The sequence below is a fragment of the Roseobacter sp. N2S genome (assembly GCF_031454055.1).
Lineage (GTDB): Bacteria > Pseudomonadota > Alphaproteobacteria > Rhodobacterales > Rhodobacteraceae > Amylibacter.
On record NZ_JAVDQB010000005.1, the window covers coordinates 39,125 to 63,874 of the forward strand.

Below are 24,750 nucleotides of genomic sequence, written 5' to 3' on the forward strand. Positions count from 1 at the left end.
CGATGACCACCCCTGTGATGCACAAACCCCTTGAAACCACCGATCTGGCCGATTGGGGGCAACCCGAATTGATCGAGGGCGATTCCAAAATGTCCGGCAAACTGCTGCACAAAGGCCCGAACGGTGAATCTGAATGCGGCCTTTGGATTTGCACGCCCGGCAAATGGAACTGCCACGTCACCCGCGACGAATTCTGCCACTTCCTTGAAGGCCGCTGCACCTATGTGCATGACAACGGCGAGGTGATCGAAATCACCCCCGACACGGCAGCGTTTTTCCCACAAGACTGGAAAGGCGTTTGCACCGTCCATGAGACCATCAAAAAGGTCTATATGATCCGATGACCGCGCTTGGGCCAGAACAGGCCTCTTTTGTCACCTCTGCCGGATTTGCGGCAGAGGGCTGGAAAGCTTTGCCAGCGGATGCGTCCCCGCGCCGCTATTTTCGCAAGTCCGTAGGCGGGCAGGCCAATGCTTTGCTGATGGTCACAGAACCGGATGCGCCTGACACCTTGGCCTATCTCGATATTGCACGCCACCTATCTGCGCTGGGGTTTTCGGCTCCTCATATTCTGGCGGATCGTGCGGATTTGGGATTTGTTCTGGTCGAGGATTTCGGCGATGCCACATTCACCCATCTGCTGGACCAAGGCGCGGATGAAACGGCTCTTTATGAACAGGCCATAGACGTGCTGGCCGCGTTACATTCCCATTCCTGTGCGCTGCAAATAGGACTGCCCGCCTATGACATGGCCCCGCTGCTGGACGAAATTACCCTGTTCGCCGACTGGTTTGTGCCTGCGTATTTCCCAAACGTGGATGCCGCCGATTTTCGCCAACAGTTCACTGCCCTCTGGCGCGATGCTCTGCACAGCGTTGCACAGCGGCGCGAGGCTTTGGTCCTGCGGGATTTCCATGTGGATAACCTGATGATCCTGAAACAGCATTCCGGCATTGCCCGCTGCGGGTTGCTGGATTTTCAGGACGGGTTGATCGGGGCAGCGGCCTATGATGTGGCGTCACTGACCCAAGACGCCCGCCGCGATGTCAGTGGCGAATTGGAAACCCGCCTGCTGGATCGCTATATGGCGCAGCGCGGCCCGATGGATCGGGCGCAGTTCATGGCGGATTTTCACCTGCTGGCCGCACAGCGCCATACAAAAATTGCGGGCATTTTTGTGCGCTTGTGCCAGCGGGACGGCAAGCCGCGGTATCTGGATCACCTGCCCCGTGTGCTGCGCCTGTTAGATGCTGCTCTGACCCAGGCCAACCTGTCTCCTATAAGTGATTTTATGGCCGCAGCCCTGCCTGACTGGCCCAACGCCGCCCTTGCGAAAGTATCCCCAAAATGACCTATGACCCGCAAAAACCCAGCTATTACCTGAACCCGACCCATTACCCTTTGCACGGTACAGGCACAGTTTTGAACGACCCTGCCACACTGGAACCTGTAGGCGTTTTCGGCCAACCTACGGAAGATGAAATCGACAGCGTTCTGCTGCGGGTGAATGCCGCGCAAAAGGGGTGGGGGGCGATGGATGCCAAATCCCGCGCCCAAGCCCTGCACCGTGTGGCCAGCGCCATTGAAGACACTGACATGAGTACGGTCGCCAAGCTGATGACCCTTGAAACCGGCAAACCCTACCCCGAATCCATCGGTGAAATCGCCAATATCCCCGCCGTGTTCCGCTATTACGCTGAACTGGCCCGCCATGACGGGGGCAAGGTTGCGGGCACCATGCAGCCCGGGTCTTTTCAGTATCAGATTGTCGAACCCTACGGCGTGTCCGTCCATGTGGTGCCTTATAATTTTCCGCTGATCCTTGGCTGCTGGACCATTGCGGCGTCTTTGGCGGCGGGCAACGGGATCGTTCTGAAAGCCTCTCCAATCGGGACGCTGTGTACGATGGAATTCATGCAGGTTTTTGCCGCCCTGCCCGACGATCTGATCGCGTGCTTGCCCGGGGATGGCGGCGTGGGCAAACACCTGATCGCCAGCAAAATGACCCATGCGGTGGCCTTTACCGGATCGGTTGAAACAGGCCGCGCCGTGGCCATTGCGGCTGCATCCGCCATGAAACCTGCCGTCATCGAAGCAGGCGGAAATGACGCCTGCATCGTGTCCAAACACGCCGATATTGCCGTGGCCGCAGCGGGCTGTGTGACGGCGTCCTTTTTGCAATCAGGACAGGTTTGCACCTCAACCGAGCGGGTTTTTGTGGTTGATGAAGTCTATGACGCCTTCCTTGACGCCTTTGTCGCGCGCACAAAACAATTGCGCATCGGCAACGGGCTAGAGGTCGCGGAAATCGGCCCGCTGGTGTCCCAAGCCGCCCGCACCAAAGTCATGGCACTGGTCGAAGACGCCCGCAGCAAAGGCGCGACCATCGCTATCGGCGGTGAAATCCCATCCGAACACCCCACCGGCTGGTTCTATGCGCCGACCATCCTGACCGACGTAACCGACGCCATGGACGTGCTCCACTCCGAGGCCTTTGGCCCCGTCGTTTCCATTGTCCGTGTCAAAGATTTTGACGAGGCCATCACCCGCGCCAACGATTCCGATTTCGGCCTAGGCGCCTGCCTGTTCACCAATGATCTGGCCGAGGCATTCGAGGGCGTTAACCGCCTAGAGGCCGGTATGGTCTGGGTCAACAACCCGCTGGTGGACAATGACGCACTGCCGTTTGGCGGAATCAAAAATTCGGGTCTGGGGCGGTCTTTGTCCGGTCAGGGGCTTGAATCCTTCCGCCGCGCAAAAATGGCGGTCATTGACCCCAAAGCCAAACAGGCCGACTGGTGGTATCCCTACCCTGACGACTGGTTCTATTCTTCAACCGGACGCAGCCACAGTTAATCCTTGCAAAGGTCAGCCCCGATGACAAACGCCCCCAAATCAAGCCCTGCCGAAAACCCGTACCCACCCAGCGATGCCCTGCGCCACGTCCTGTGGGAGCAGCATATTAAAACCGACATTGACGCCTTTATCGCAGGCGACTGGTCACGGGTTGCCGCTGATTTTGACGAGGATCGGTTTTGCGCGCTTGATGCGGGGCGCAGTGCCGATCCTGCGGATTGGACGGTGGGGTTTCCAACCCTTGAAGCCTATAAAACCACGTGGTTGTCCCAGTCAAAGGTGACCAATGAACGGGCCGACCCTGCGTTGTTGCGTGATGCTTTGCTGAAAGGCGCAAGTCTGGCCAAAGTCACGCAAACCAGCACCGATGCGCTGGTGATGTTAAAATCCTTTGACGGGGCGCTGCCGCTGAAAGACGGCACATTTGAACCCTACGGCTGGCAGTCTTTGTTCACCTTGCGGCTTGTGCAGCAAGACTGGAAAATCGTGTCTTTCATCGGCTATTTGCCCCCTTCAATTCCGTAACACCCCCATAAAGGTACCCCCCATATGGCCCGTGATCCCCGCTATGACATCCTGTTCAAACCGATGAAAATCGGCCCCCATGTGGCCAAAAACCGCTTTTTCCAAGTGGCCCATTGCAACGGGATGGGGGTGAAATACCCAAAATCAATGGCCGCCATGCGCGCCATGAAAGCCGAAGGCGGCTGGGGGGTGATCTGCACCGAAGAAACCGAAATCCATCCCACCAGCGACATGAGCCCCCTGACCGAAGGCCGCATCTGGGACGCACACGACCTGCCGCTCTATCAACGGATGACCGATGGCATCCACGAACACGGCGCTTTGGCAGGCATCCAACTGAGCCATACAGGCCACCGCGATGGCTGTTTATACAGCCGCGAAGTGCCCCTATCTGTCGCCCCCTATCCGATCACCTCCATGACCTATCCCGCACAAGCGCGGCAGATGGATTTGCAAGACATCCGCGACTATCGCCGCTGGCATCGTGACGCAGCGGTGCGTGCCGCCGATGCGGGGTTTGACATCGTCTATGCCTACTGCCGTGCTAACGCCAGTTTGAACGGCATGTTCCTGTCGTCGAAATTCAACACACGGGGCGATGAATACGGCGGCGTTCTGGAAAACCGTGTCCGATTGTTGCGCGAAGTGCTGGAAGACATGCACGACGCCGTTGGTGATCGCTGCGCCATCGGGCTGCGCTATACGGTGGATGAATTCAGGGATGTGGCCGGAACCACCAGCCCCGAAGAAGACCGCGACATTGTCTCAATCCTCGCTGATTTACCCGATCTGTGGGACGTGAACCTGCGCGACTGGAGCAGGGATTCGGCCCCCTCTCGGTTCTATCCCGAAGGCGCGCAGGAAGAATTTGTATCCTTCGTGAAAAAGACCGTAAACAAGCCTGTAGTCGGTGTGGGGCGGTTTACGTCCCCTGATGCGATGGCCGCCCAAATCCGCCGTGGTGTGCTTGATTTCATCGGGGCGGCGCGGCCCTCTATCGCTGATCCGTTTTTACCGTCGAAAATCGAAACCGGCGACATCGACAAAATCCGCGAGTGTATCGGCTGTAATATTTGCGTATCAGGGGATGCGATGATGGTGCCCCTACGCTGCACCCAAAACCCCACAATGGGCGAGGAATATCGCAAGGGTTGGCACCCAGAAACCGTGCCGCCGAAATCCACTGACGACACAACACTGGTGATCGGCAGCGGCCCGGCAGGGTTGGAAGCGGCGCTGGTTCTGATGAAACGGGGGCATACGGTTGTGCTTGCGGAAAAAGACGCTGAATTTGGCGGGCGGGTCACACGGGAATCCCGTTTGCCTGGCCTTTCCGAATGGGCCCGCGTGCGCGATCACCGCCTGTTGCAACTGAACCAAAACAGCAATGTCACCCTTTACGCCCAAAGCGAACTGGATGCCGAAGCCGTGCTGGAACTGGGCTGCGCCCATGTGGTTCTGGCCACCGGTGCAAAGTGGCGGCGCGATTGTGTGGGGCGGGTTCACCCGCAGCCTTTGGCGATCCCTGATGACGTTAACCTGCTGACGCCCGACGATATTATGGCGGGCACACCCTGCACAGGCCATGTGGTGATTTATGACGACGACCGCTATTATATGGGCTCGCTTCTGGCGGAAAAGCTGGCGGTTCAAGGGCTAGATGTGACCCTTGTCACGCCGGATGCCAATATCGCGGCGTGGAGCAGTGCCACGCTGGAACAAGGGTTGATTTCCCAACGGCTCTACGGGTTGGGCGTGCAAATCCTTGAAAAATACACTCTGGCAGAGGCTGGCAAAGGCCACATCCGCCTGCAACACAGCGAAAACCCTGCGGGGGTTTTATCGTTGGACTGTGATACCATTGTTCCGGTCACCTCCAAACTGCCCGAGGATGCGTTGTATCACGCTTTGATCGCCCGCCAGTCCGACTGGGCCACTCACGGCGTGCAATCCGTCACCCGCATCGGGGACGGACTGGCCCCTGCCACCATCGCCGCAGCAGTTTACGCGGGCCACCGCTATGCCCGCGAATTGGGCGTTGCCCCCGCTGAAATCCAGTTCAACCGAGAATTCTTCTGATATTCAAACCTTAGAAAGGTGCCCGCTATGTCTAAATCCCCCAATCCAATCATCCGAATGACAGATTCAACTTTCGGCGACTGGTCTTCTATAACCGAATCTGGCGTCATTGAGGCCGATGCAAAATCCCGTGGGCATATGATGATTGACCGTAAATCAGACGGCCCCGTGCGCACCTTTTCCGGCGTTTGGGAGGCCACCGCCCATGTGGAAAAAATCACCGATTTCCACATGGATGAAATCATGGTTTTCCTGTCGGGAAGTTGCACCATAACCGATGAAACCGGCCATGCAGAACATTTCAAAGCGGGCGACACGGCGCTGATGCCCAAAGGGTTTAACGGCGAATGGCGTCAGGATGAAACCCTGCGCAAATTCTATATGATTGTGGATTACGGGCAGGCTGGTCATCCTTAATCTCGCGGCGTAGGCTGGGAGAAATCTTTCAGACCCAAGGAACCTTCGATGCCCGTCCTGCCGCAAATTGCCGACCACGCTGATACTCTGACCGCCATTCGACGCGACCTGCATGAACACCCCGAACTGGGGTTTCAGGAACACCGCACCAGCGGCATCGTGCAGGATTTGCTGAAAAGTTACGGAGTGGATGAAATCCACGCGGGTCTTGGCACCACTGGGGTTGTGGGGCTGATCCACGGCAAGGGGAAAAGCACGCGGCGGGTTGGGTTGCGGGCCGATATGGATGCGCTGCCGATCCATGAAACCACCAACCTGCCCTATGCGTCCAAAACCGCGGGGGTAATGCATGCTTGCGGCCATGACAGCCACACCACCATGTTGCTGGGCGCGGCTAAATATCTGGCGGAAACACGTGATTTTGCAGGTACGGCGGTTCTGGTGTTTCAACCCGCTGAAGAGGGACTGGGCGGCGCACGCACTATGATCGCGGACGGTTTGTTCGAAAAATTCCCCTGCGATGAAATCTATGGAATGCACAATAACCCCAACGGTTTGCCCGGACAGGTTAGCGTAAAACCCGGCGCAGCCATGGCAGGGGCCTGTTTCTTTGACATCACGGTTCATGGCATCGGCAGCCATGCGGCCATGCCCCAAGCGGGACGGGATTCCATCGTCATCGGCGCCGCCCTTGTGGGCGAGCTGCAATCCATCGTCAGCCGCAATGTCGCCCCCACAAAACCCGCCGTGTTATCGGTGACTACCTTTAATTCGGGCAACGCCTACAATGTGGTCCCTGCCACCGCGACCCTGACAGGGACTGTGCGCTATTTCCACGACGAGGTGCGCGAATTGATCGAAATGCGGATCAAGGAAATCTGCGCGGGCATGGCAAAAATGCACGGGATCGAAATTGATGTGAAAATCTGGAATGTGTTTGATGTTCTGATGAATGACGCGACCCTGTCCACCGCCTATCTGGACGCCGCCGCTGAAATCGTGGGCGCAGATATGATCGAGGAATCCAGCGAACTGCGCACCGGAAGCGAGGATTTTGCCGATATGCTAAAGGTGGTGCCGGGGGCTTATTGCACGCTTGGGCATGGCGGAACAGTGCCGGTGCACAACCCTGCCTATACGCTGGACGATGACATTCTGCCTGTGGGCGCCAGCATCATGGCGCGCATCGTTGAACGGCGTTTGAACGGATAACGAAGGATCAATCACATGATACGATATTTTCTTTTGGGTTTCCTTGCTTTTACGACCCCCGCGCTGGCGCAAAACGGTCCGTCTTTTGACTGTGCTGCGGCGGAAACAACGGCGGAGAAGCTGATTTGCCAAGACCCGGAACTGGCTGCTTTGGATCAACTTGTGGCGGATCGGTATAAGGCGGCGATTACGGTTATTCGGGGTTTGGACAGCGGCGCAAAGTCGGCGGAGGAGGCTTTGCACAGCTATCAGCGGGGCTGGATCGGCGGACGCGACGACTGTTGGAAAACCGACGATCCGCGCGATTGTGTGGCGTGGAATTACAAGCGCCGCGAGGGGCAGTTGGTGGCGCAATATTTGCTGGAAACGCCCAGTTCCACGGCCACGTGGCACTGCGGGGACTCCCCTGCAAACGAAGTGGAGACACAGTTTTTTGACACAGCGATGCCCAGTGTGCGGATCGAAAGGGGCGATCGCGTGACTGTGGGGGCTCTGACGCCCGCCGCTTCTGGTGCGCGCTATGATGCTGATTTTGGGCAGTTTATCTGGATCAAGGGCGATGAAGCACATTACCGCGAGCCAGATCCGGATGGGCAGGACTTTAGCTGTAAAATCGTAAAATAACCGGCGTTACTTTGGATCCTAAACGCTGAAGCGGACTTTGACCCTACGAAGCCTTCGGGCTTTTGGTCGGGTGAACCTTGACCTGCGCCTGCCAAACTTTCTATAATGAAGAAAATAGTTTGCGCGCGATAAATACGACTTGCAATCGTGGTGCTGAGGGCAGGGTGAAAGTATGAGTGGGCAAAAAATCCGGAATATGGAAGAATTCGCCGCAAAAAGTGGTGTCTCGCGGCCAACGGTTTCCAAATATTTTAACGATCCGACAAGCGTTCGGAAATCCACCAGAGAACGCATCGAAGAAGCGCTGGAGCGGTATAATTTCCGCCCGAACCTTTATGCTGTTAACCAGAACCGTCGCCTGACCAAAAACATCGGCATTGTGGTGCCATATGTGGCTGACCCGTTTTTTGCCGAAATCGCGCGGACCATTGAACGGCGCTGCATTGATGCGGGGTTTTCGCCCTCAACCTTCAGCTCTCACGGTAGCGTTGAACATGAAATTGAAATTCTAGAGACTCTCCGCTCTATGCGGCCTGCGGGTGTGCTGTTGGCGCCGCTTGGTCGGGCCTCGGATCGCAAAAAAGTTGAGGCATTTTGCCATGATGTGCCCACCGTTCTGGTGGACAGTAACATCGAGGGTTTGGGCGCTGCCTTTATCGGGTTGGACAATTTTCAATCCGTCCCCCTGATGGTGGAATATCTGTGCCGCACGGGTGAGCCTCCGTGCTTTTTCGAAATGCCTCCCGTCAATCCGAACGCCAACAAACGCCGCTCGGCCTATATTCAGTCGATGGAACGCTTGGGGCATACGCCCCATGTGATTCGGGTAGAAGGGCAAGGCTGGGACTTTGAAGACATCGGATATTCTGGCGGGTTGCGTGTGCTGGATAATGGTGAATTGTCCAGCCGAACCGTATTGTGCAGCAATGACCGGCTGGCAATCGGCTTTATGGCGGCGGCCTATGAACGGGGGATTCGCGTTGGCATAACCGATGAGTGTACCCTGCGCATTGCAGGCCATGACGACCATCCGTTTTCCCGTTTTACCTGCCCGTCCCTGACCACAATTTCCCAAGATTATGACGCAATATCAACAGGTAGCGTAGAAACCCTGATGAACTTTATTGAAGATGGCGTGCCAAGTGGCCCGCGCAGTGACACATTGTTTGACGGACATTTGGTCATGCGCTCATCCGCTTGAATCTATAGTAAATTTTCCGCGCGTAAAATTAATATTGACACCGCGCAGTCATACTCTCTAGGGTTGTTGTCAGCATATGATTCACCAAGGGAGGACTAGGGATGAATTTGACGACGCCACTATGCATGGCGAGCGCGGCTGCACTTCTTGCAGCGAACGCCGCATTTGCGGAAACCACATTGACCATCGCGACCGTTAACAACGGCGACATGATCCGGATGCAGGGTCTGACAGATGATTTCACAGCGAAAAATCCAGACATCAAACTGGAATGGGTCACACTGGAAGAAAACGTGTTGCGCCAACGGGTGACACAGGACATCGCTGCCAAAGGCGGTCAGTTCGACGTGATGACCATCGGCACCTATGAGGTTCCAATCTGGGGCGCACAAGACTGGCTGGTTTCTTTGGACGACCTGCCTGCCGAATGGGATGCGGATGACATTCTGCCAGCGATGCGCGGCGGTTTGACCGTGGATGGCCACCTGTACGCCGCGCCATTTTACGGCGAAAGTTCGATGGTTATGTATCGCAAAGACCTGATGGACGCGGCTGGCCTTGAAATGCCGGAAGCCCCCACATGGGACGATATTGCCAAAGCTGCCGAAGCAATGACCGATAAAGAAAAAGATGTTTACGGCATCTGTCTGCGCGGCAAAGCGGGCTGGGGCGAGAACATGGCCTTTTTGTCTGCAATGGCAAATTCCTTCGGCGCACGTTGGTTTGACGAAGACTGGAAAGCCCAGTTCGACACACCGGAATGGGCCGCGACACTGAACACCTATATGGACTTGATGACCAAATACGGACCACCGGGTGCATCCACAAACGGGTTCAACGAAAACCTGTCCCTGTTCCAACAAGGCAAATGCGGCATGTGGATTGACGCAACTGTTGCAGCGTCTTTCGTAACCAACCCGACAGATTCAACTGTTGCGGAACATGTTGGTTTTGCACTGGCACCGGATAAGGGTCTTGGCAAACGGGGCAACTGGTTGTGGGCATGGTCTTTGGCTGTTCCGGCAGGTTCTGACGCCACAGACGAAGCTAAAAAATTCGTAGCTTGGGCCACCAGCAAAGAATACACAGCACTGGTTGCTGAAAATGAAGGCTGGGCAAATGTTCCTCCGGGCACACGCTCTTCGCTGTATGAGAACCCAGAATATTCAAAGCTGCCGTTTGCGGAAATGACGTTGAATTCCATCAACTCGGCTGATCCAAACAATCCGACTGTGGAACCCGTGCCTTATACAGGCGTGCAGTTTGTAGCGATCCCTGAATTCGCCGGTTTTGCCACCCAAGTAGGGCAAGAATTCTCGGCGGCATTGGCTGGGCAACAAACCGTGGAAGAGGCGCTGGCAAAAGCACAGACCTTGACCACCGAAGAAATGGAAGCCGCTGGCTACTAATGCTTCTCCCGCGTTTCGGGGGGCAATGATACCTGCCCCCCGGGATGTTTACCTTTTTTCCTGACAGACCAGAACAACCGCGCCTTTCCCTGCGCGAGGAGACATGTCATGGCCACCCAACATTCCCGTTCTGCTGCCCGTTTGATGATGGCACCCGCAGTCATTCTGCTTCTTGGCTGGATGCTGGTGCCCCTGACGATGACGCTGTTTTTCTCGTTCAAAAAATACCTCCCCATGCGCGGCGGCGATCTGGGCTGGGTGGGTTTTGACAATTACATCCGCTTTGTGACGTCCAGCGCGTTCTGGCCGTCTGTGCTAACAACGCTGGTTTTGGTCGGCGGCGTGCTGATTATTACCGTCGCCTTAGGGGTGCTGCTGGCGATCCTGCTGGATCAACCCATGTGGGGCCAAGGCATCGTGCGCATTCTGGTGATCGCACCGTTTTTTGTGATGCCAACAGTGACCGCGCTGGTTTGGAAAAACATGTTTATGGATCCGGTGAACGGCTTGTTCGCCCACCTGTGGCAAGCCTTTGGGTTAACGCCGATAGAATGGCTTAGCCAAGCCTCGCTTGGGTCGATTATCATGATTGTGTCCTGGCAATGGCTGCCGTTTGCGACGCTAATCTTGCTGACCGCGATCCAGTCGCTGGACAGTGAACAACTTGAAGCCGCTGAAATGGACGGTGCCCCGCCCCTGTCACGGTTTGCCTATATTACCCTGCCCCATCTGTCGCGGGCGATCACAATTGTGGTGCTGATCCAGACGATTTTCCTGCTGTCGATCTTTGCCGAAATCTTTGTGACCACCCAAGGCAGTTTTGGCACCCGCACCTTAACCTATCTGATTTACCAGCGTGTGCTGGAAAGCCAGAATGTCGGCCTTGGCTCGGCGGGCGGCGTCTATGCCGTGATCCTTGCCAATATCATGGCGCTGTTTTTGATGCGCATCGTCGGCAAGAACTTGGACGCGTGAGGAGACACAAAACATGAGCCGCAGCGTCACAAAACAACGCAAAGTCATCAACACGATCGCCGCTTGGGGCATCGGATTGCTGATCTTCTTTCCGATCCTTTGGACCATCCTGACCAGTTTCAAAACTGAAGCCACGGCCATCGCTGATCCGCCTGTGTTCCTGTTCTTTGACTGGACGCTGGAAAACTACTCCGTGGTGATGGAACGATCCGATTACGCCCGCTTTTTGTGGAATTCCATTTTTATTGCGGGGGGATCAACCATTCTGGGCATCATCATCGCAGTGCCTGCCGCATGGTCTATGGCCTTTGTGCCGTCGCGCCGCACCAAAGACATTCTTTTGTGGATGTTGTCGACCAAAATGCTGCCCGCGGTGGGCGTGCTATATCCGATCTATCTGCTGTTTATCAAAATGGGATTGCTGGACAGCCGCCTTGGCCTGACCATCGTGATTATGCTGATTAACCTGCCGATTATTGTCTGGATGCTATACACGTATTTCCGCGAAATCCCCGGTGAAATCCTTGAGGCGGCACGGATGGACGGCGCGACCCTGCGCTCTGAAATTATCTATGTGCTGACCCCGATGGCCGTGCCCGGAATTGCCTCTACCTTGCTGCTGAATTTCATCCTTGCTTGGAACGAGGCCTTCTGGACCCTGAACCTGACCGCTGCCAAAGCGGCCCCGCTCACGGCTTTCATCGCCAGTTACTCCAGCCCAGAAGGGCTATTTTACGCCAAATTGTCGGCCGCTTCGACAATGGCCATTGCACCTATCCTGATCCTCGGCTGGTTCAGCCAGAAACAGCTTGTACGCGGCCTGACGTTTGGCGCGGTTAAATAAGGAACACACCTATGGGACAGATCACGCTTGAAAAAGTCACCAAGAGATTTGGCGACGTCGAAGTAATCCCCCCGCTCGACCTGACTATTCAGGACGGCGAATTCACGGTCTTTGTCGGCCCATCCGGTTGCGGTAAATCTACACTGTTGCGTCTGATCGCCGGTCTGGAAGATATGACCACGGGCACAATTTCCATCGACGGTCAGGATGCCACAGATACACCGCCTGCCAAACGGGGGCTGGCGATGGTGTTCCAATCCTACGCGCTGTACCCCCATATGAGCGTGCGCAAGAACATCGCATTTCCCATGCGCATGGCAGGGATCGACATTGCAGAACAGAACCGTCGCATTGAACAGGCCGCAGCTGCGTTGAACTTGACGGATTATCTGGATCGACGCCCCGGACAACTGTCAGGTGGTCAACGTCAACGGGTCGCAATCGGGCGCGCCATTGTGCGCGAACCAGAGGCCTTTTTGTTCGACGAACCCCTGTCAAATCTGGACGCGGCCTTGCGCGTCGGTATGCGTCTGGAAATCAGCGAGTTGCACAAACGTCTTGCAACAACAATGATTTACGTGACCCACGACCAAGTAGAAGCCATGACAATGGCCGATAAAATCGTCGTTTTGCGGGCGGGCCATATTGAACAGGTTGGCACGCCGCTGGAACTGTATCACACGCCGCGCAACAGCTTTGTGGCGGGGTTCATAGGGTCGCCCAAAATGAACCTGATCACCGGCCCCGAGGCTGAAAAATGCGACGCCCATACTATCGGAATCCGCCCCGAGCACATTGATGTGGTTGACGGTGAAGGCTTGTGGACGGGCAAAGTTGGCGTCGCCGAACATCTGGGTTCGGACACTTTCTTTCACGTTCAAGACACAGGACTGGCCGAAACCATTACCGTACGCGCCCCCGGCGAGGTGAACTATCGCCACGGTGACACGATAACCCTTAATCCGCGCCCCGATCAGGTGCATCGCTTTGACGCCCAAGGTTTACGCATCGCATGAAACGACTAGACGGAAAGACCGCGCTGATTACCGGCGCTGCGCGGGGCATTGGACGTGCCTTTGCAGAAGCTTACGTGCGCGAAGGCGCACAAGTGGTGATTGCAGATATAAATATTGCACTCGCCACCAAAACCGCCTCGGAAATTGGCACCGCAGCGGTGGCTGTGGAAATGGATGTAACTTCGCAAGACAGTATTGATCTGGGCCTTGCCACTGCAATTGATGCCTTTGGCCCCATGAACATCCTGATCAACAACGCCGCTCTGTTCACAGCCGCCCCGATCACAGACATCACCCGCAGCGATTTTGATCGTGTGTTTAACATCAACGTGGCAGGCACGTTTTTCACACTACAGGCGGTTGCCAAACATATGATTGAACAGGGCAACGGGGGAAAAATCATCAATATGGCCAGTCAGGCAGGCCGACGGGGCGAACCCCTTGTGGCAGTCTATTGCGCAACCAAAGCGGCGGTTATTTCCCTTACGCAATCGGCTGGTCTGAACTTGATCGAGCACGGCATCAACGTAAACGCTATCTCTCCGGGTGTTGTGGACGGTGAACATTGGGACGGTGTGGATGCGTTTTTCGCAAAACACGAAAACAAGGCACCGGGCCAGAAAAAGCGCGAAGTGGGGGCGGCTGTTCCCTTTGGCCGCATGGGAACCGCACAGGATTTGACGGGCATGGCAGTGTTTCTTGCCAGTGCTGAATCAGATTACGTCGTGGCGCAAACCTACAATGTGGACGGTGGCCAATGGATGAGTTGAAACTTTTGTCCAATGCCACTTTGGGGCAATTGGCAGACGAAGTGCGCGTGCCGCGTTATGACCGCAGCACCCTGAAACCCGGAATTGTTCACATCGGACTGGGCAATTTTCACCGCGCCCATCAGGCTTGGTATCTGCACCGACTGTTTGATGCGGGTCTGAACCACGACTGGGCGATTATCGGCGCAGGTGTGCGGGCCGGTGACGCTGTGCAACGGGAAAAACTGTTGGCGCAGGATTGCCTGACCACTTTGATCGAACTGGACCCATCGGGAAAATCCGCCGAAGTTTGCGGCGCAATGATAGATTTCCTACCCGTGGAACCCGATAACGCCGCGCTGATCACACAAATGGCCGATCCCGCCATTCGCATTGTGTCCCTGACCGTGACCGAAGGGGGCTATTTCATCGATCCCGCCACAGGCGGGTTTGCGACCAATCACGCCGATATCCAGCATGACTCGACCCATCCCGATCAGCCCTGCACGGCATTTGGGGCGATCATTGCCGCCCTGAAATTGCGCCGCGATGCGGGCACCGGCCCTTTCACCTGCATGAGCTGTGACAATCTGCAAGGCAACGGCGCGGTGCTGCGCCAGACCGTTGTGTCATTGGCAAAACTGTCAGATGCTACGCTGGCTGCTTGGATTGAAGAAAACTGCAGCTTTCCGGATTCCATGGTGGACTGCATTGTCCCTGCCACTGGCCCCAGCGAAATTGCACTGGCCAACGGTTTTGGCATCAACGACGCAGCCCCCGTCACCCACGAAAACTTTCGCCAATGGGTGATAGAAGACGCTTTTTGCGCAGGCCGCCCCGATTGGGAAAAAGCCGGCGCAACCCTGACCAGCGATGTCCACGATTACGAAACGATGAAGATCCGCATCCTGAACGGCGGGCATCAGATCATCGCAGGTACAGGGGCTATTCTGGGACTGGAGACCATCGCCCAAACCATGGCTTATCCCGCGATCCGCGCGCTTTTGCGCAAAGTCGTGACCGAGGAAATCGCCCCCCATGTGGCCCCTGTTCCCGACTGTACGCCGCTGGAATATCTGGACCTGATCGACAGCCGCTTTTCCAACCCCGAAATCGCCGATACCACCCGCCGCGTGGCCTTTGACGGCTCCAGCCGTCACCCGGGGTTTATTGTGCCATCTATCCGCAACGGATTGAAGGCAGGAACCCCGATCGAGGGTCTTGCACTGGTTTCAGCCGCTTGGGCGCGCTATTGTCTGGGCAGCCGCGAAGATGGCAGTGAAATTGCACCAAATGATCCCCATTGGGATCTGTTGACAGCAACCGCGCAGGCGGCGAAAATTGATCCTGCTCACTGGCTGGGCATGACGCAATTCTACGGCAATCTGGCCCAAGACACACGTTTTGCCAGTGCCTTTGCAAAGTGGCTGACCAAGATTCACGCTGGCGGTCTGGACGCGGCAATGGCTGATTATCTGGACGCATGACCGGCCTTCCAACGGGGACCCTAAGATGATTTTATGCTGCGGTGAAGCCTTGATCGACATGATCCCTGCCCCTGCTGCTGAGGGGCAAAACGGCTTTGTGTCCCACACAGGCGGTGCGGTGTTTAACACGGCAATTGCCCTCGGGCGGTTGGGCGTGCAGGCAGGAATGCTGAGCGGGTTGTCCCGTGATGTATTCGGTCAGCAGTTGTTAGCGGCACTGACCGCCAGCGCCGTGGACACATCGCAAATCATCCACTCTGATCGCCATTCCACCCTTGCCTTTGTGCAGCTGGTGGACGGTCAGGCGACCTATGATTTTTTTGACGAAAATTCCGCAGGTCGCATGTTGACCCCCAAAGACATGCCTGCCCTGCCCGACACAGTTTCCACACTGTTTTTCGGCGGCATCAGTCTGGCCTGTGAACCTTGTGCCGATGCCTATGCCGCCTTGATGGCCCGCGCGGGCGACACGCGTGTGGTGATGATAGACCCTAATATCCGCCCCGGATTCATCAAAGATGTTGCGCGCTATCGTGACCGTCTTAACAGGATGATTGGCCAAGCGGATATTATCAAAGTTTCGGATGACGACCTGAACTGGTTCCTGCCCGCGCCACTGACGTTAAACGAAAAAATTGCGGTTCTGCTCGATCAAGGCCCTTCAGTTGTGATCCTGACACAGGGCGGCGACGGGGCAACAGGGTATCTCAAAGACGGGCGTACTGTTTTTGTACCCGCCGCCAAAGCAAAGGTCGTGGACACCGTTGGCGCGGGCGATACATTTAACGCAGGCGTTCTGGCACATCTGTCTGCGGCTGGGCTTCTGTCCAAAAAGGACCTTGCAAACCTAAGCCCGACAGATTTGGAAGCTGCCGTGCAACACGGCGCCCGCGTGGCTGCGATTACTGTGTCACGGGCAGGTGCAAATCCGCCTTGGCAGGCAGAGTTGTAGGCGTTTATCCTTTTGGGTTTTGCGGAATAACAAAAGGTTTCACCCGCGCTTTTCGCCGCTGCTGGATCATGAGTTTTTCGCTTTTCCGCCACGCCTTAAACAATCGTTCTGTCTGTCTGTGCTGGCGATCCGTCCATGTGGTTTCTTCGGCAAGTGTTTCAGGCGGTTCAGGAAACTTCATATGCGGCGCGCTCTGAAGTGCGGCTTTGTTAAAGGCATCACGCTGCGCGATACTTGGCCAGAACCCAAAACGCTGATCTCCGCCAAAGTGGATTTTATGTTCAGGCAAATGGGCAAAAAGCCGTCGGGAATTAAACGCCCGTTTCTGGATACGTTCGGATAATTTACACCGCTGCAACCACAATACCGCAGGCTTTGGAACCGAGGCACGGTTCATCAAACCATCGTCCGGAAACGCGTCCCCGATCCCGAAATCCGCAAACACATTATTCAAAAGCCCGCCTTTGATACGATCCTCAAAGACATAATCACACACGGGAAAGAATTCACCAAATGTGGCTAACTGGGCACCGTAATCAAAACGGAATTTTTGAAATTCAAGGAACTCTGCAAAAGTTCGCCCTGATTTTCCGTTGACGATGCCCTCGGCATACATGGACTCTGCAAAACTGTCTGGACGGCGGAAGTAAGAAATGATCTCAGTATCAAAACCGTCAAGAACCTCGGCCAGTCGACGAAAAATAGCGCTGCGTTTGCCTTTGACGCTTGCAGGTTCTTCCAGATTTTCTTGGGCAAAACTATCAGTGCTGGGCAACATTCGATAAAAGGTTTCGGCACTTAGAATGATCTTTGAATAGTGCGATTTTTCCTGTTGCAGATGTTCTCTGAATGCGGCCAGTTCAGCGCGATCCTGCGCTGTATAAAGTGCCAGCGCTTTTGGCAGTTCGAAATGTGCATTGGCGCTTAGGGCCGTGCTTTTTTTATCGCCGAAAAATTCAAAGGTTTTGGGGTAATAGACCCCACGGGCCTTTAACGCATCGCGGTTGCTGGCCAGCACGGATTGCACCAAAGTTGTTCCCGTTTTGTGAGAGCCAACATGGATCAGAACCTTCGTCATCGCAATTTTTCCGCGTTTTATCAGTGCATAAAGGGATCGTTTCGGACTGGAACTCCCCCGAAACGATCTAATGCAGCTCTGACGGGTTCTTCAAGGCAAAGTTTGCGCGACAACCCAAAACCCGCCTACATCCGCTTGGCGATTTCTTCCAGCATCACCTCTGTCGCCCCACCGCCAATGGCGTGGATACGGGCGTCGCGCGACATGCGTTCCACGGGTGTTTCGCGCATATAACCCGTGCCGCCGTGGAACTGAACACAGTCAAACAAGACCTTATTCACCAGATCACCGCAATAGGCTTTGGCCATGGAAACCTGCTTTACACAGTCCAACCCTTGGGTGTCCAACCATGCGGCGTGATAAATCAACTGCTGGCCCGCCGCCACTTGCGCTGCGCGTTCTGCCAACCGTTGGCGGATCACCTGACGGTCCCATAAATATCCGCCGAAGGCTGGGCGGGTTATCACATAATCAAGTGTCAGTTCAATCGCTTTGCTGGCCTCCCCCATGGCCATGGCTGCCAACACGGTGCGTTCGTTCTGGAAGTTTTTCATGATGGCGTAAAAGCCTTTGTTAACTTCGCCCAGAATGTTTTCGGACGGGATACGCACGTTGTCAAAGATCAACTCGGCAGTGTCCGAACACAGCCAACCGGTTTTGTTCAACTTCTTGCCAACGGTGAAACCGGCAGTGCCTTTTTCCACCACAAAAATCGTCACCCCCCGAGAGCCCTTGGCGCTGGTGTCGGTCTTGGCGGCGACAAAAAAGATATCCCCATACACGCCGTTGGTGATGAACATTTTGGTGCCGTTCAAAACCCAGTCGTCCCCGTCTTTCACTGCGCGGGTGCGCATGCCCGCCACGTCCGATCCAGCGCCGGGTTCTGTGACCGCCACCGCGCAGACTTTTTCACCGCGGGTCAGTGCTGGCATCCAGCGGGCCAGTTGTTCGGGGGTTCCCACATTGGCCAAATGGGGCGAGGCCATGTCCGTGTGAACCAGAACATCTGCCGAAAATCCGCCAAAGGTACAGCGGCCCAACTCCTCGGCAAAAACAACGCTGGCCAGTGTGTTCAGCCCGCCACCGCCGTATTCTTCAGGGTAGCGCATGCCCAGATAGCCAAGCCCACCCATTTTGGCAAAAACGTCGCGTGGAACTTTGCCCGCGTCCTCCCAAGCTTCACCATTGGGTGTGATTTCGGTTTCCACAAAGCGGCGGATTTGGTCGCGCAGCAGGGTCAGGTCTTCATCAAAATAGGGGGAATGGGTCATAGGGTTTCCTCGGCTTTCGGGTCAATTTCCAACAGTACAGCGCCTGCATTCAGGCTGTCTCCGGCATCAAAATGGATGTGGCTGACAATGCCATTGCAAGGCGCTGTCAGGGTTTGCATAAGTTTCATGGCTTCGATCACGGCAACGGGTGCGCCCGCTGTGATCGGGTCGCCGATCTGAACCAGCATTTCGGACAGGCGCCCGGGCATCGGGGCAAGGACCTGATTGCCTACGTTTTTCTGCGCCCCGCTTTGCGCATTGATTTCAGCTTGGGTCAGAACCGCAAAAACCTGTCGCCCACCCTGCCCGTGCAGCGTCACGGCGCTGCCAGTCACTGACGCAGTTACAGTGTGGCGCAGATTACTGCTCTCATAACACAGGGTATTTTCAGCAAAATTCGCATGCTCCACCGTGATGACCGGATGATCTGGCTGCGTGATTTCAAAGCGGCCAGCGCGCCCCGCAATATGGATGTCACCCTTTTCAAGCTGATAGATCGCAGCCCCCAACCGCCCCGCAGGTTCGGTAATGCGCCACGCGCCAAGGGCCGTCCACGGGTTTTGATCCACTGGTTTCGTATCATTCAGAAACCGCGCCAAAACCGCCTCGGCCCTTTGCTGCGGTGTGGGGATCGCGGCCTGCCATCCGTCCGGATATGTGTCAGCCAAGGTTGCAGTTCCATGAGTGGCGCTTGCAAAATCAGGCAAGGCCAGCAAATCGCGCAGAAAGGCAATGTTGGTCCCCAGCCCTGCGATATGAAACCCCTGCAAGCCGCGATCCAACAATCGTAAGGCCGAGGATCTGTCCGGCGCATTGGCAATTAGTTTAGCCAGCATAGAGTCGTAATAATGGCTAACCGTGCTGCCCATAGCGACACCGCTATCAATCCGCAGCCCCGGCAATTCTGGCGTGTTATAGGCTGTTATCTGACCGATTTCGGGGCGATATCCCTGCGACGGGTCTTCTGCTGCAATACGGGCCTCGATCGCCCAGCCGTTACATGGGATGTCGTTTTGCGCAAAGGGCAGCCGCTCTCCGTTTGCGATGCGCAATTGCCATTGGGCGATGTCGATGCCCGTCACGGCCTCGGTCACGGGGTGTTCCACCTGCAAGCGTGTGTTCATTTCCAGAAAGTAGAAATCTCCGCTTTCTGCATCAAAAAGATATTCAATCGTGCCCGCGCTGTCATAGCCGATGCGGGCTGACAATCGCACAGCACTATCCAAAAGTGCGCCGCGGATTTCAGGCACAAGGTTCGGAGCGGGTGCCTCTTCGATAAGTTTCTGGTGGTTGCGCTGAAGCGAGCAATCCCGTTCAAACAAATGGCGCACCGTGCCGTGACGGTCAGCCAGAATTTGCACTTCAATGTGGCGTGCGGTGCCCACATAGCGTTCCAGCAGGACTTTGCTGTCGCCAAAAGCAGCTTCTGCTTCCGCCCGCGCTGCGGCCAGTTCGGCTGCAAAATGGCTAAGATCCGTGACAAGCCGCATCCCGCGCCCGCCACCCCCTGCGCTGGCCTTAATCAACAGCGGTGTGCCAATTTTCCGTGCTTCAGCCAATAAAACCAACTCTGACTGATCAACACCGTAATAGCCTGGTACAACTGGAACATCTGCGGCGACAGCAGCGGCTTTGGCGGCGATTTTTGACCCCATCAAATCGATATTTTTCGGCGAGGGCCCGACAAACACCAATCCCGCATTAGCGCAAGCCTGTGCGAAAGCCGCATTTTCCGCCAGAAACCCGTAGCCCGGGTGGATTGCACCCGCCCCCGCCTGTTGTGCCGCGGCGATTATTTTTGCACCATTCAGATAGCTTTGCGCTGCCTCGGACGGACCAATGTAAACCGCACTGTCAGCCGCTGCCACATGGGGGGCTGTGCGATCTGCGTCGGAATAAATTGCAACGCTGCGCAACCCCAATCCTTTGCACGCAGCAATCAGGCGGCAGGCAATTTCACCGCGATTGGCGATCAGGACAGTGTCAAAACTCATCGCTTCGACCTCCACGGTGGGGTAGTTTTGCCAAGGAAGGCGGCAATGCCCGCAGCGCCTTCGTCTGTTTCCCACGCATCCGCCAGCCGATCCCCTGTATAAAGCAGATTATCCGCAATCGAATGGGTGGACACATAGGCGATCAGCTCTTTGGTCATGGCCACAGCACCGGGCGCGGCTTGCAGGTGGTTTTCAACGATTTCGTCAATCCGTCCGTCCAGATCGGCAGGGTCAACCGTCTCGGTTAAAAGGCCGATCTTTGCGGCGTGATTGGCATCAAACAGCGCGCCTGACAGCATCACAGCCCGCGCATTCGCCTCGCCCATGCGTTTGATAACAAAGGGGGAAATATTGGCAGGGATCAATCCAAGGCGCACTTCGGTCAGCCCAAAACGGGCACTGGTGACGCCCACGGTATAATCACATACGGAAATCATCCCCGTGCCACCCCCATAAGCCGCGCCGTTGATCCGCCCGATCAGCGGTTTTGGCAGGCTGTTCAAGTCACCCAGCATACGGGCCAGCTCTCGGCTGCCTTTACTGCGTGTCTGGCGATCCGACGCCGCCATGGATTTGAACCAGTTGAAATCCCCGCCCGAACAAAACGCGCCTGCCCCTGCGCCGGTTAACACGACAATCCGAACCCCGTCGTCTGCCCCCAGAACCGCCGCCGCGTGGCGCAGGTCAGCGATCATCACGTCGTTTAAGGCGTTGTGTTTTTCTGGCCGGTTCAGGGTCAACCGCGCCACACCGCGATCATCCGTGGTGACGGAAATAGTCTCTAAGGTAAGCTGTGTCATAGGGGTATTTCCTTGGGCTACATACGAAAGACAGGAGCGTGGTGATCGGTTTTTTCCGGCGTTGTAGCGATCAACCACAGGCAAAGGCCCAGAACGTCGCGGGTCTGCGTCGGTTCGATGATCCCGTCATCCCACAGGCGCGATGTGGCGTAATAAGGATCGGATTGCTCCGTATATTGCGCCCGCACACGGGTTTCGATTTCATCCAGTTCAGCCTGGCTCGGGGGTGCGGCCTTTAGATTGGTGCGGCGCAATTCCAGCATCACATTGCTGGCAATATCGGCTGACATGGTGGCCAGAACCGCGCTTGGCCATGCGAACATAAAGTCGGGCCAAAAGCCCCGCCCGCACATACCATAGTTGCCTGCCCCATAAGACCCGCCAACAATCACCGACAGTTTCGGCACCCGCGCCACGGATTGGGCATAGACCATTTTGGCGCTGTTTTTGGCGATCCCGCCCCGTTCTGCGTCGACCCCCACCATAAAGCCTGGCACATTATGCAGGAACAACAGCGGAATGTTACGCTGGTCGCACATAGAAATGAAATGCGCCCCTTTGAGCGATGATTCAGACAACAAAGCCCCGTTATTTCCCAAGATTCCGATCGGCAACCCGTGGATGTAAGCCGTGCCACAGACCAGCGTTTCCCCCCACTCAGGTTTGAATTCACTAAAGGCGCTGTCATCGACCATACGCGCGATAAGTTCGCGCACGTCATAGGGCATTTTGGTGTCAGCACTGACGATACCGTTAATTTCTGACGGGTCCAAGCGGGGCGGGGCAATCTGGGCCGGCGTGATTTCAATGCGCTTCATATTGGCTTCACCCATCAATTTTCGGGCCAGCGCCAAGCCTTCATCTTCATCCGCAACCGCGTGGTCACAAACCCCTGAAACGCGGGTGTGCATGTCTGTACCGCCCAGCGTTTCTCCGTCGATTTCCTCGTTGATGGCCATTTTCACAATGGAAGGACCACCCAAATGGATGCGTGCGTTGCCCTGAACCATAATCACCTGATCGGACAGCGCAGGGATATAGGCCCCCCCCGCCGTGCAGCCGCCAAACACCACGGAAATCTGCGGCAAGCCGGAAGCAGACATGCGGCACTGACGGTGGAAGGTGTTGCCAAAGTGATCGCGATCGGGAAACACCCGATCCTGTTCAGGCAAATAGGCCCCGCCGCAATCCACCAGATATAGACAGGGCAGTCGGTATTGCGCTGCTAGTTCCTGCGCGCGGATGTGTTTTTTCACGGTTTCATGGAAAAAACTGCCGCCCTTTACGGTGGCATCATTGGCGATGAACATGACCGGATTGCCCTGTACCATGCCAATGCCCGTACAAATCCCCGCAGCTGGCACATCATTGCCGTATTGTCCCCAAGCCGCCAAAGGCGAAAGTTCCAGAAAGGCCGTGCCCGGATCAACCACGCGGTCGATCCGGTCGCGCACCAGATGTTTGCCCCGTTCCAAATGGCGCAGGCGCAGGCGTTCTGGGCCGCCTGTTGTAGCTGCTGCGATCCGTTCCCGCAGGGTTTCCAGAATTTCAGCGCTATGACGGCTGTTCTGGTCAAACGTAGGGGAGCGGGGGTCAATTTTGGTGGCGAACTGGCGCATCAGCGTGCTCCGTTTTGGGCCAACAGGCCGTTTAGCAGAATGTCGGCGTAGTCATCCGCAAGCGCATCCACCCCGCCTTTTGCAGGATCAAACCATTCCAGCGTTGCGTTCAACGCGCCGATCAACATCAATCGAATGCGGCTGATTTGGATGTCACCGCGCAGACCGCCCTCGGCCTGTAGCGCGCTCAAAAGTCCGTCTAAATAGGTTTCATAACTGCGCCGCGCGGATAGGTTGGCATCACGCACGGCCTCGGGGACTTGCCCGAATATCCGCACATTGGCCGAAGTATAATCTCCGTGTTCCAGCAAGCTGCGCAGATGGCCGCGCAGGGCTGCGTGGATCACGGTCGCCGCAGGGGCGGTGTCTGGCAAAGCATCTACGGCGGCAATTACCTCGGTATGAACTGCAAGGATTCCCGCGTTCAGGATTTCGGTCACGATCTCGTCTTTTGAGGCAAAGTGGTAATAGATGCTGCCAGCCTTGATCCCAGCCCCCTGCGCAACTGCACGCAAAGAAACGCCGCTGTATCCGTGCTGGCGAAACAGCAGCGCAGCGGCGTTCAGGATGCCCTGACGTCCGACCTCGGATTTTTCGGAATTTACAGACTCTGCTGCGCGATCTGTCATAAATACGTGTCCATTTTGCCTACCTAACATTTGTTAGGTAATTCAAACACGCCTGTCAACAGCCCTGCGCTAAGGTTTTAAAATGGAAAGAACCTGTTAACGCGAGACTGGGCCCATAGCGTTGGCAGTATCCAGAAGCAGAGGTACAATCTTTTTCTGGATGTCTTCTTCGCTCCATTGAAAAGACGAAACCGAACACTGAATCGCAGCGTGGGATATGCCGTCAGGGCCGGGAATCGGCGCAGCCACCCCGATTTCGTTCAGAATCATCTGGTTGCGCGAAATGGCAAACCCGTCGAGCCGTGCCTTTTCCACACTGCGCCCGATGTCTTCGCGATCAAGTGTGGTGCTGGGGGTAAACCTGCGCAGGCTCCATTCTGCTACGGCCTGTTCGCGCACGTCATCAGGCCGCGTCGCCAGCATCGCCCGCCCTGATGACGTGCTAAGAACAGGCAACCGCCGCCCGATCACTGTGGCCGCGAAATAGGTCCGCTGGCAGGGCAAACGGCTGACATAAATGATGTGATCCCCTGAAATTTCCGCCAGATTGATGGTCTCTCCCAGTTCTTGGGACAGGTCGATCAGCTTGGGCATCGCCACGGGAATCAGCGGATCGGACCAATAGTAGGAATAGGCCAGATTCAACCAGGCATGCGACGGCCTAAACCGCCGCGTGGCCGGGTCTTTGTCCAACATACCTTCAAGATGCAGCGTGTTTGCCAAACGCTGAACCGCACTTTTTTCCAGACCCGTGCGTTCGGCCAATTCAGGCAATGACAGGTCAGTATGGGTTTCATCAAATGCCCTTAAAAGACGCAAACCTTTCGCCAATGAGGCAACATATAAAGTATTCTGCTTAATATTCATTCACCCGTCCAATGCGTGTTGGGTTTTGCAATCGCATCCTGCAAACCTTCAAGTTTCATCTTGACGACTCGCTGCGGTGCTTGATAGCGTTAATTACAATTCGATGCTACATATTATAATGTAATATGCAACAGGGAAGCCGAGAC

At 55.9% G+C, this 24,750-nt stretch carries 23 protein-coding genes; 16 read left to right on the forward strand and 7 right to left on the reverse strand.

Translation table 11 applies throughout. The annotated features are described in order from the left end of the window. Positions 1-2 precede the first annotated feature (2 nt). The 16 genes from GGE09_RS13025 (at position 3) to GGE09_RS13100 (ending at position 16,346) form a co-directional block, all read left to right on the forward strand. Positions 3-344 (forward strand): cupin domain-containing protein, encoded by a 342-nt coding sequence (locus tag GGE09_RS13025; RefSeq protein ID WP_309746576.1) that lies wholly within the window; start codon positions 3-5, stop codon positions 342-344. Then, entirely contained in the window at positions 341-1,351 is a 1,011-nt protein-coding gene (locus GGE09_RS13030) for a phosphotransferase (RefSeq protein ID WP_309746577.1), read from the forward strand. The genes GGE09_RS13025 and GGE09_RS13030 overlap by 4 nt, the downstream gene beginning before the upstream one ends. Beyond that, positions 1,348-2,856: an aldehyde dehydrogenase family protein gene (locus GGE09_RS13035; RefSeq protein WP_309746578.1), complete on the forward strand. Its 1,509-nt coding sequence runs from the start codon at positions 1,348-1,350 to the stop codon at positions 2,854-2,856. Before GGE09_RS13030 ends, GGE09_RS13035 begins: the two co-directional genes overlap by 4 nt. 21 nt (positions 2,857-2,877) lie before the next feature. Further along, positions 2,878-3,381: a hypothetical protein gene (locus GGE09_RS13040; RefSeq protein WP_309746579.1), complete on the forward strand. Its 504-nt coding sequence runs from the start codon at positions 2,878-2,880 to the stop codon at positions 3,379-3,381. 24 nt (positions 3,382-3,405) lie between these two features. Further along, entirely contained in the window at positions 3,406-5,460 is a 2,055-nt protein-coding gene (locus tag GGE09_RS13045) for an NAD(P)-binding protein (protein ID WP_309746580.1), read from the forward strand. A 27-nt stretch (positions 5,461-5,487) separates the two neighbouring features. Then, on the forward strand, positions 5,488-5,877 hold the full coding sequence (locus GGE09_RS13050; RefSeq protein ID WP_309746581.1) for a cupin domain-containing protein: 390 nt from the start codon (positions 5,488-5,490) through the stop codon (positions 5,875-5,877). A 48-nt stretch (positions 5,878-5,925) separates the two neighbouring features. Beyond that, positions 5,926-7,089: a M20 aminoacylase family protein gene (locus tag GGE09_RS13055; RefSeq protein ID WP_309746582.1), complete on the forward strand. Its 1,164-nt coding sequence runs from the start codon at positions 5,926-5,928 to the stop codon at positions 7,087-7,089. 15 nt (positions 7,090-7,104) lie between these two features. Then, positions 7,105-7,713: an MliC family protein gene (locus GGE09_RS13060; RefSeq protein ID WP_309746583.1), complete on the forward strand. Its 609-nt coding sequence runs from the start codon at positions 7,105-7,107 to the stop codon at positions 7,711-7,713. A 172-nt stretch (positions 7,714-7,885) separates the two neighbouring features. Beyond that, the gene (locus tag GGE09_RS13065; protein WP_309746584.1) at positions 7,886-8,914 is read left to right on the forward strand and encodes a LacI family DNA-binding transcriptional regulator; all 1,029 of its coding nucleotides are present in this window, start codon (positions 7,886-7,888) and stop codon (positions 8,912-8,914) included. 125 nt (positions 8,915-9,039) lie between these two features. Next, positions 9,040-10,323, forward strand: a complete 1,284-nt coding sequence (locus tag GGE09_RS13070) for an ABC transporter substrate-binding protein (RefSeq protein ID WP_405048554.1) — start codon at positions 9,040-9,042, stop codon at positions 10,321-10,323. Between the two features lie 108 nt (positions 10,324-10,431). Continuing rightward, positions 10,432-11,298 (forward strand): sugar ABC transporter permease, encoded by an 867-nt coding sequence (locus GGE09_RS13075; RefSeq protein WP_309746586.1) that lies wholly within the window; start codon positions 10,432-10,434, stop codon positions 11,296-11,298. 13 nt (positions 11,299-11,311) lie between these two features. Then, positions 11,312-12,142: a carbohydrate ABC transporter permease gene (locus tag GGE09_RS13080; RefSeq protein WP_309746587.1), complete on the forward strand. Its 831-nt coding sequence runs from the start codon at positions 11,312-11,314 to the stop codon at positions 12,140-12,142. 11 nt (positions 12,143-12,153) lie between these two features. Then, entirely contained in the window at positions 12,154-13,158 is a 1,005-nt protein-coding gene (locus tag GGE09_RS13085; RefSeq protein WP_309746588.1) for an ABC transporter ATP-binding protein, read from the forward strand. Continuing rightward, positions 13,155-13,928, forward strand: a complete 774-nt coding sequence (locus GGE09_RS13090; protein ID WP_309746589.1) for an L-iditol 2-dehydrogenase — start codon at positions 13,155-13,157, stop codon at positions 13,926-13,928. The genes GGE09_RS13085 and GGE09_RS13090 overlap by 4 nt, the downstream gene beginning before the upstream one ends. Continuing rightward, on the forward strand, positions 13,916-15,394 hold the full coding sequence (locus tag GGE09_RS13095; RefSeq protein ID WP_309746590.1) for a mannitol dehydrogenase family protein: 1,479 nt from the start codon (positions 13,916-13,918) through the stop codon (positions 15,392-15,394). Before GGE09_RS13090 ends, GGE09_RS13095 begins: the two co-directional genes overlap by 13 nt. A gap of 25 nt (positions 15,395-15,419) precedes the next feature. Further along, positions 15,420-16,346, forward strand: coding sequence for a carbohydrate kinase (locus GGE09_RS13100; protein ID WP_309746591.1), 927 nt, complete (start codon positions 15,420-15,422; stop codon positions 16,344-16,346). A gap of 4 nt (positions 16,347-16,350) precedes the next feature. On the opposite strand, the gene GGE09_RS13105 is transcribed toward GGE09_RS13100, so the two are convergent. The 7 genes from GGE09_RS13105 to GGE09_RS13135 all read right to left on the reverse strand — a co-directional run bounded on the left by GGE09_RS13105 (position 16,351) and on the right by GGE09_RS13135 (position 24,604). Continuing rightward, positions 16,351-17,424 carry a hypothetical protein gene (locus GGE09_RS13105; protein ID WP_309746592.1) on the reverse strand — a complete coding sequence of 358 codons (1,074 nt, stop codon included), beginning with the start codon at positions 17,422-17,424 and terminating at the stop codon, positions 16,351-16,353. A gap of 125 nt (positions 17,425-17,549) precedes the next feature. After that, complete coding sequence (locus GGE09_RS13110; RefSeq protein WP_309746593.1) at positions 17,550-18,695, reverse strand: acyl-CoA dehydrogenase family protein; 1,146 nt, start codon at positions 18,693-18,695, stop codon at positions 17,550-17,552. After that, complete coding sequence (locus GGE09_RS13115; protein ID WP_309746594.1) at positions 18,692-20,689, reverse strand: biotin carboxylase N-terminal domain-containing protein; 1,998 nt, start codon at positions 20,687-20,689, stop codon at positions 18,692-18,694. Before GGE09_RS13115 ends, GGE09_RS13110 begins: the two co-directional genes overlap by 4 nt. Continuing rightward, on the reverse strand, positions 20,686-21,489 hold the full coding sequence (locus GGE09_RS13120; RefSeq protein WP_309746595.1) for an enoyl-CoA hydratase-related protein: 804 nt from the start codon (positions 21,487-21,489) through the stop codon (positions 20,686-20,688). The genes GGE09_RS13115 and GGE09_RS13120 overlap by 4 nt, the downstream gene beginning before the upstream one ends. Before the next feature lie 17 nt (positions 21,490-21,506). Then, positions 21,507-23,108 carry a carboxyl transferase domain-containing protein gene (locus GGE09_RS13125; RefSeq protein ID WP_309746596.1) on the reverse strand — a complete coding sequence of 534 codons (1,602 nt, stop codon included), beginning with the start codon at positions 23,106-23,108 and terminating at the stop codon, positions 21,507-21,509. Next, complete coding sequence (locus GGE09_RS13130) at positions 23,108-23,737, reverse strand: TetR/AcrR family transcriptional regulator (protein WP_309746597.1); 630 nt, start codon at positions 23,735-23,737, stop codon at positions 23,108-23,110. The genes GGE09_RS13125 and GGE09_RS13130 overlap by 1 nt, the downstream gene beginning before the upstream one ends. A 96-nt stretch (positions 23,738-23,833) precedes the next feature. Next, the gene (locus tag GGE09_RS13135) at positions 23,834-24,604 is read right to left on the reverse strand and encodes an IclR family transcriptional regulator (protein ID WP_309746598.1); all 771 of its coding nucleotides are present in this window, start codon (positions 24,602-24,604) and stop codon (positions 23,834-23,836) included. Positions 24,605-24,750: the final 146 nt, after the last annotated feature.

Excerpts from the sequence above, each read along its gene's own strand:
- GGE09_RS13060 (WP_309746583.1), top strand. The coding sequence starts at position 7,105 with ATGATACGATATTTTCTTTTGGGTTTCCTTGCTTTTACGACCCCCGCG.
- GGE09_RS13070 (WP_405048554.1), top strand. The coding sequence starts at position 9,040 with ATGGCGAGCGCGGCTGCACTTCTTGCAGCGAACGCCGCATTTGCGGAA.
- GGE09_RS13090 (WP_309746589.1), top strand. The coding sequence starts at position 13,155 with ATGAAACGACTAGACGGAAAGACCGCGCTGATTACCGGCGCTGCGCGG.
- GGE09_RS13100 (WP_309746591.1), top strand. The coding sequence starts at position 15,420 with ATGATTTTATGCTGCGGTGAAGCCTTGATCGACATGATCCCTGCCCCT.
- GGE09_RS13065 (WP_309746584.1), top strand. The coding sequence starts at position 7,886 with ATGAGTGGGCAAAAAATCCGGAATATGGAAGAATTCGCCGCAAAAAGT.
- GGE09_RS13135 (WP_309746598.1), bottom strand. The coding sequence starts at position 24,604 with ATGAATATTAAGCAGAATACTTTATATGTTGCCTCATTGGCGAAAGGT.
- GGE09_RS13095 (WP_309746590.1), top strand. The coding sequence starts at position 13,916 with ATGGATGAGTTGAAACTTTTGTCCAATGCCACTTTGGGGCAATTGGCA.
- GGE09_RS13025 (WP_309746576.1), top strand. The coding sequence starts at position 3 with ATGACCACCCCTGTGATGCACAAACCCCTTGAAACCACCGATCTGGCC.
- GGE09_RS13085 (WP_309746588.1), top strand. The coding sequence starts at position 12,154 with ATGGGACAGATCACGCTTGAAAAAGTCACCAAGAGATTTGGCGACGTC.
- GGE09_RS13055 (WP_309746582.1), top strand. The coding sequence starts at position 5,926 with ATGCCCGTCCTGCCGCAAATTGCCGACCACGCTGATACTCTGACCGCC.
- GGE09_RS13105 (WP_309746592.1), bottom strand. The coding sequence starts at position 17,424 with ATGACGAAGGTTCTGATCCATGTTGGCTCTCACAAAACGGGAACAACT.
- GGE09_RS13075 (WP_309746586.1), top strand. The coding sequence starts at position 10,432 with ATGGCCACCCAACATTCCCGTTCTGCTGCCCGTTTGATGATGGCACCC.
- GGE09_RS13035 (WP_309746578.1), top strand. The coding sequence starts at position 1,348 with ATGACCTATGACCCGCAAAAACCCAGCTATTACCTGAACCCGACCCAT.
- GGE09_RS13050 (WP_309746581.1), top strand. The coding sequence starts at position 5,488 with ATGTCTAAATCCCCCAATCCAATCATCCGAATGACAGATTCAACTTTC.
- GGE09_RS13040 (WP_309746579.1), top strand. The coding sequence starts at position 2,878 with ATGACAAACGCCCCCAAATCAAGCCCTGCCGAAAACCCGTACCCACCC.
- GGE09_RS13110 (WP_309746593.1), bottom strand. The coding sequence starts at position 18,695 with ATGACCCATTCCCCCTATTTTGATGAAGACCTGACCCTGCTGCGCGAC.
- GGE09_RS13125 (WP_309746596.1), bottom strand. The coding sequence starts at position 23,108 with ATGCGCCAGTTCGCCACCAAAATTGACCCCCGCTCCCCTACGTTTGAC.
- GGE09_RS13045 (WP_309746580.1), top strand. The coding sequence starts at position 3,406 with ATGGCCCGTGATCCCCGCTATGACATCCTGTTCAAACCGATGAAAATC.
- GGE09_RS13080 (WP_309746587.1), top strand. The coding sequence starts at position 11,312 with ATGAGCCGCAGCGTCACAAAACAACGCAAAGTCATCAACACGATCGCC.
- GGE09_RS13115 (WP_309746594.1), bottom strand. The coding sequence starts at position 20,689 with ATGAGTTTTGACACTGTCCTGATCGCCAATCGCGGTGAAATTGCCTGC.
- GGE09_RS13030 (WP_309746577.1), top strand. The coding sequence starts at position 341 with ATGACCGCGCTTGGGCCAGAACAGGCCTCTTTTGTCACCTCTGCCGGA.
- GGE09_RS13130 (WP_309746597.1), bottom strand. The coding sequence starts at position 23,737 with ATGACAGATCGCGCAGCAGAGTCTGTAAATTCCGAAAAATCCGAGGTC.
- GGE09_RS13120 (WP_309746595.1), bottom strand. The coding sequence starts at position 21,489 with ATGACACAGCTTACCTTAGAGACTATTTCCGTCACCACGGATGATCGC.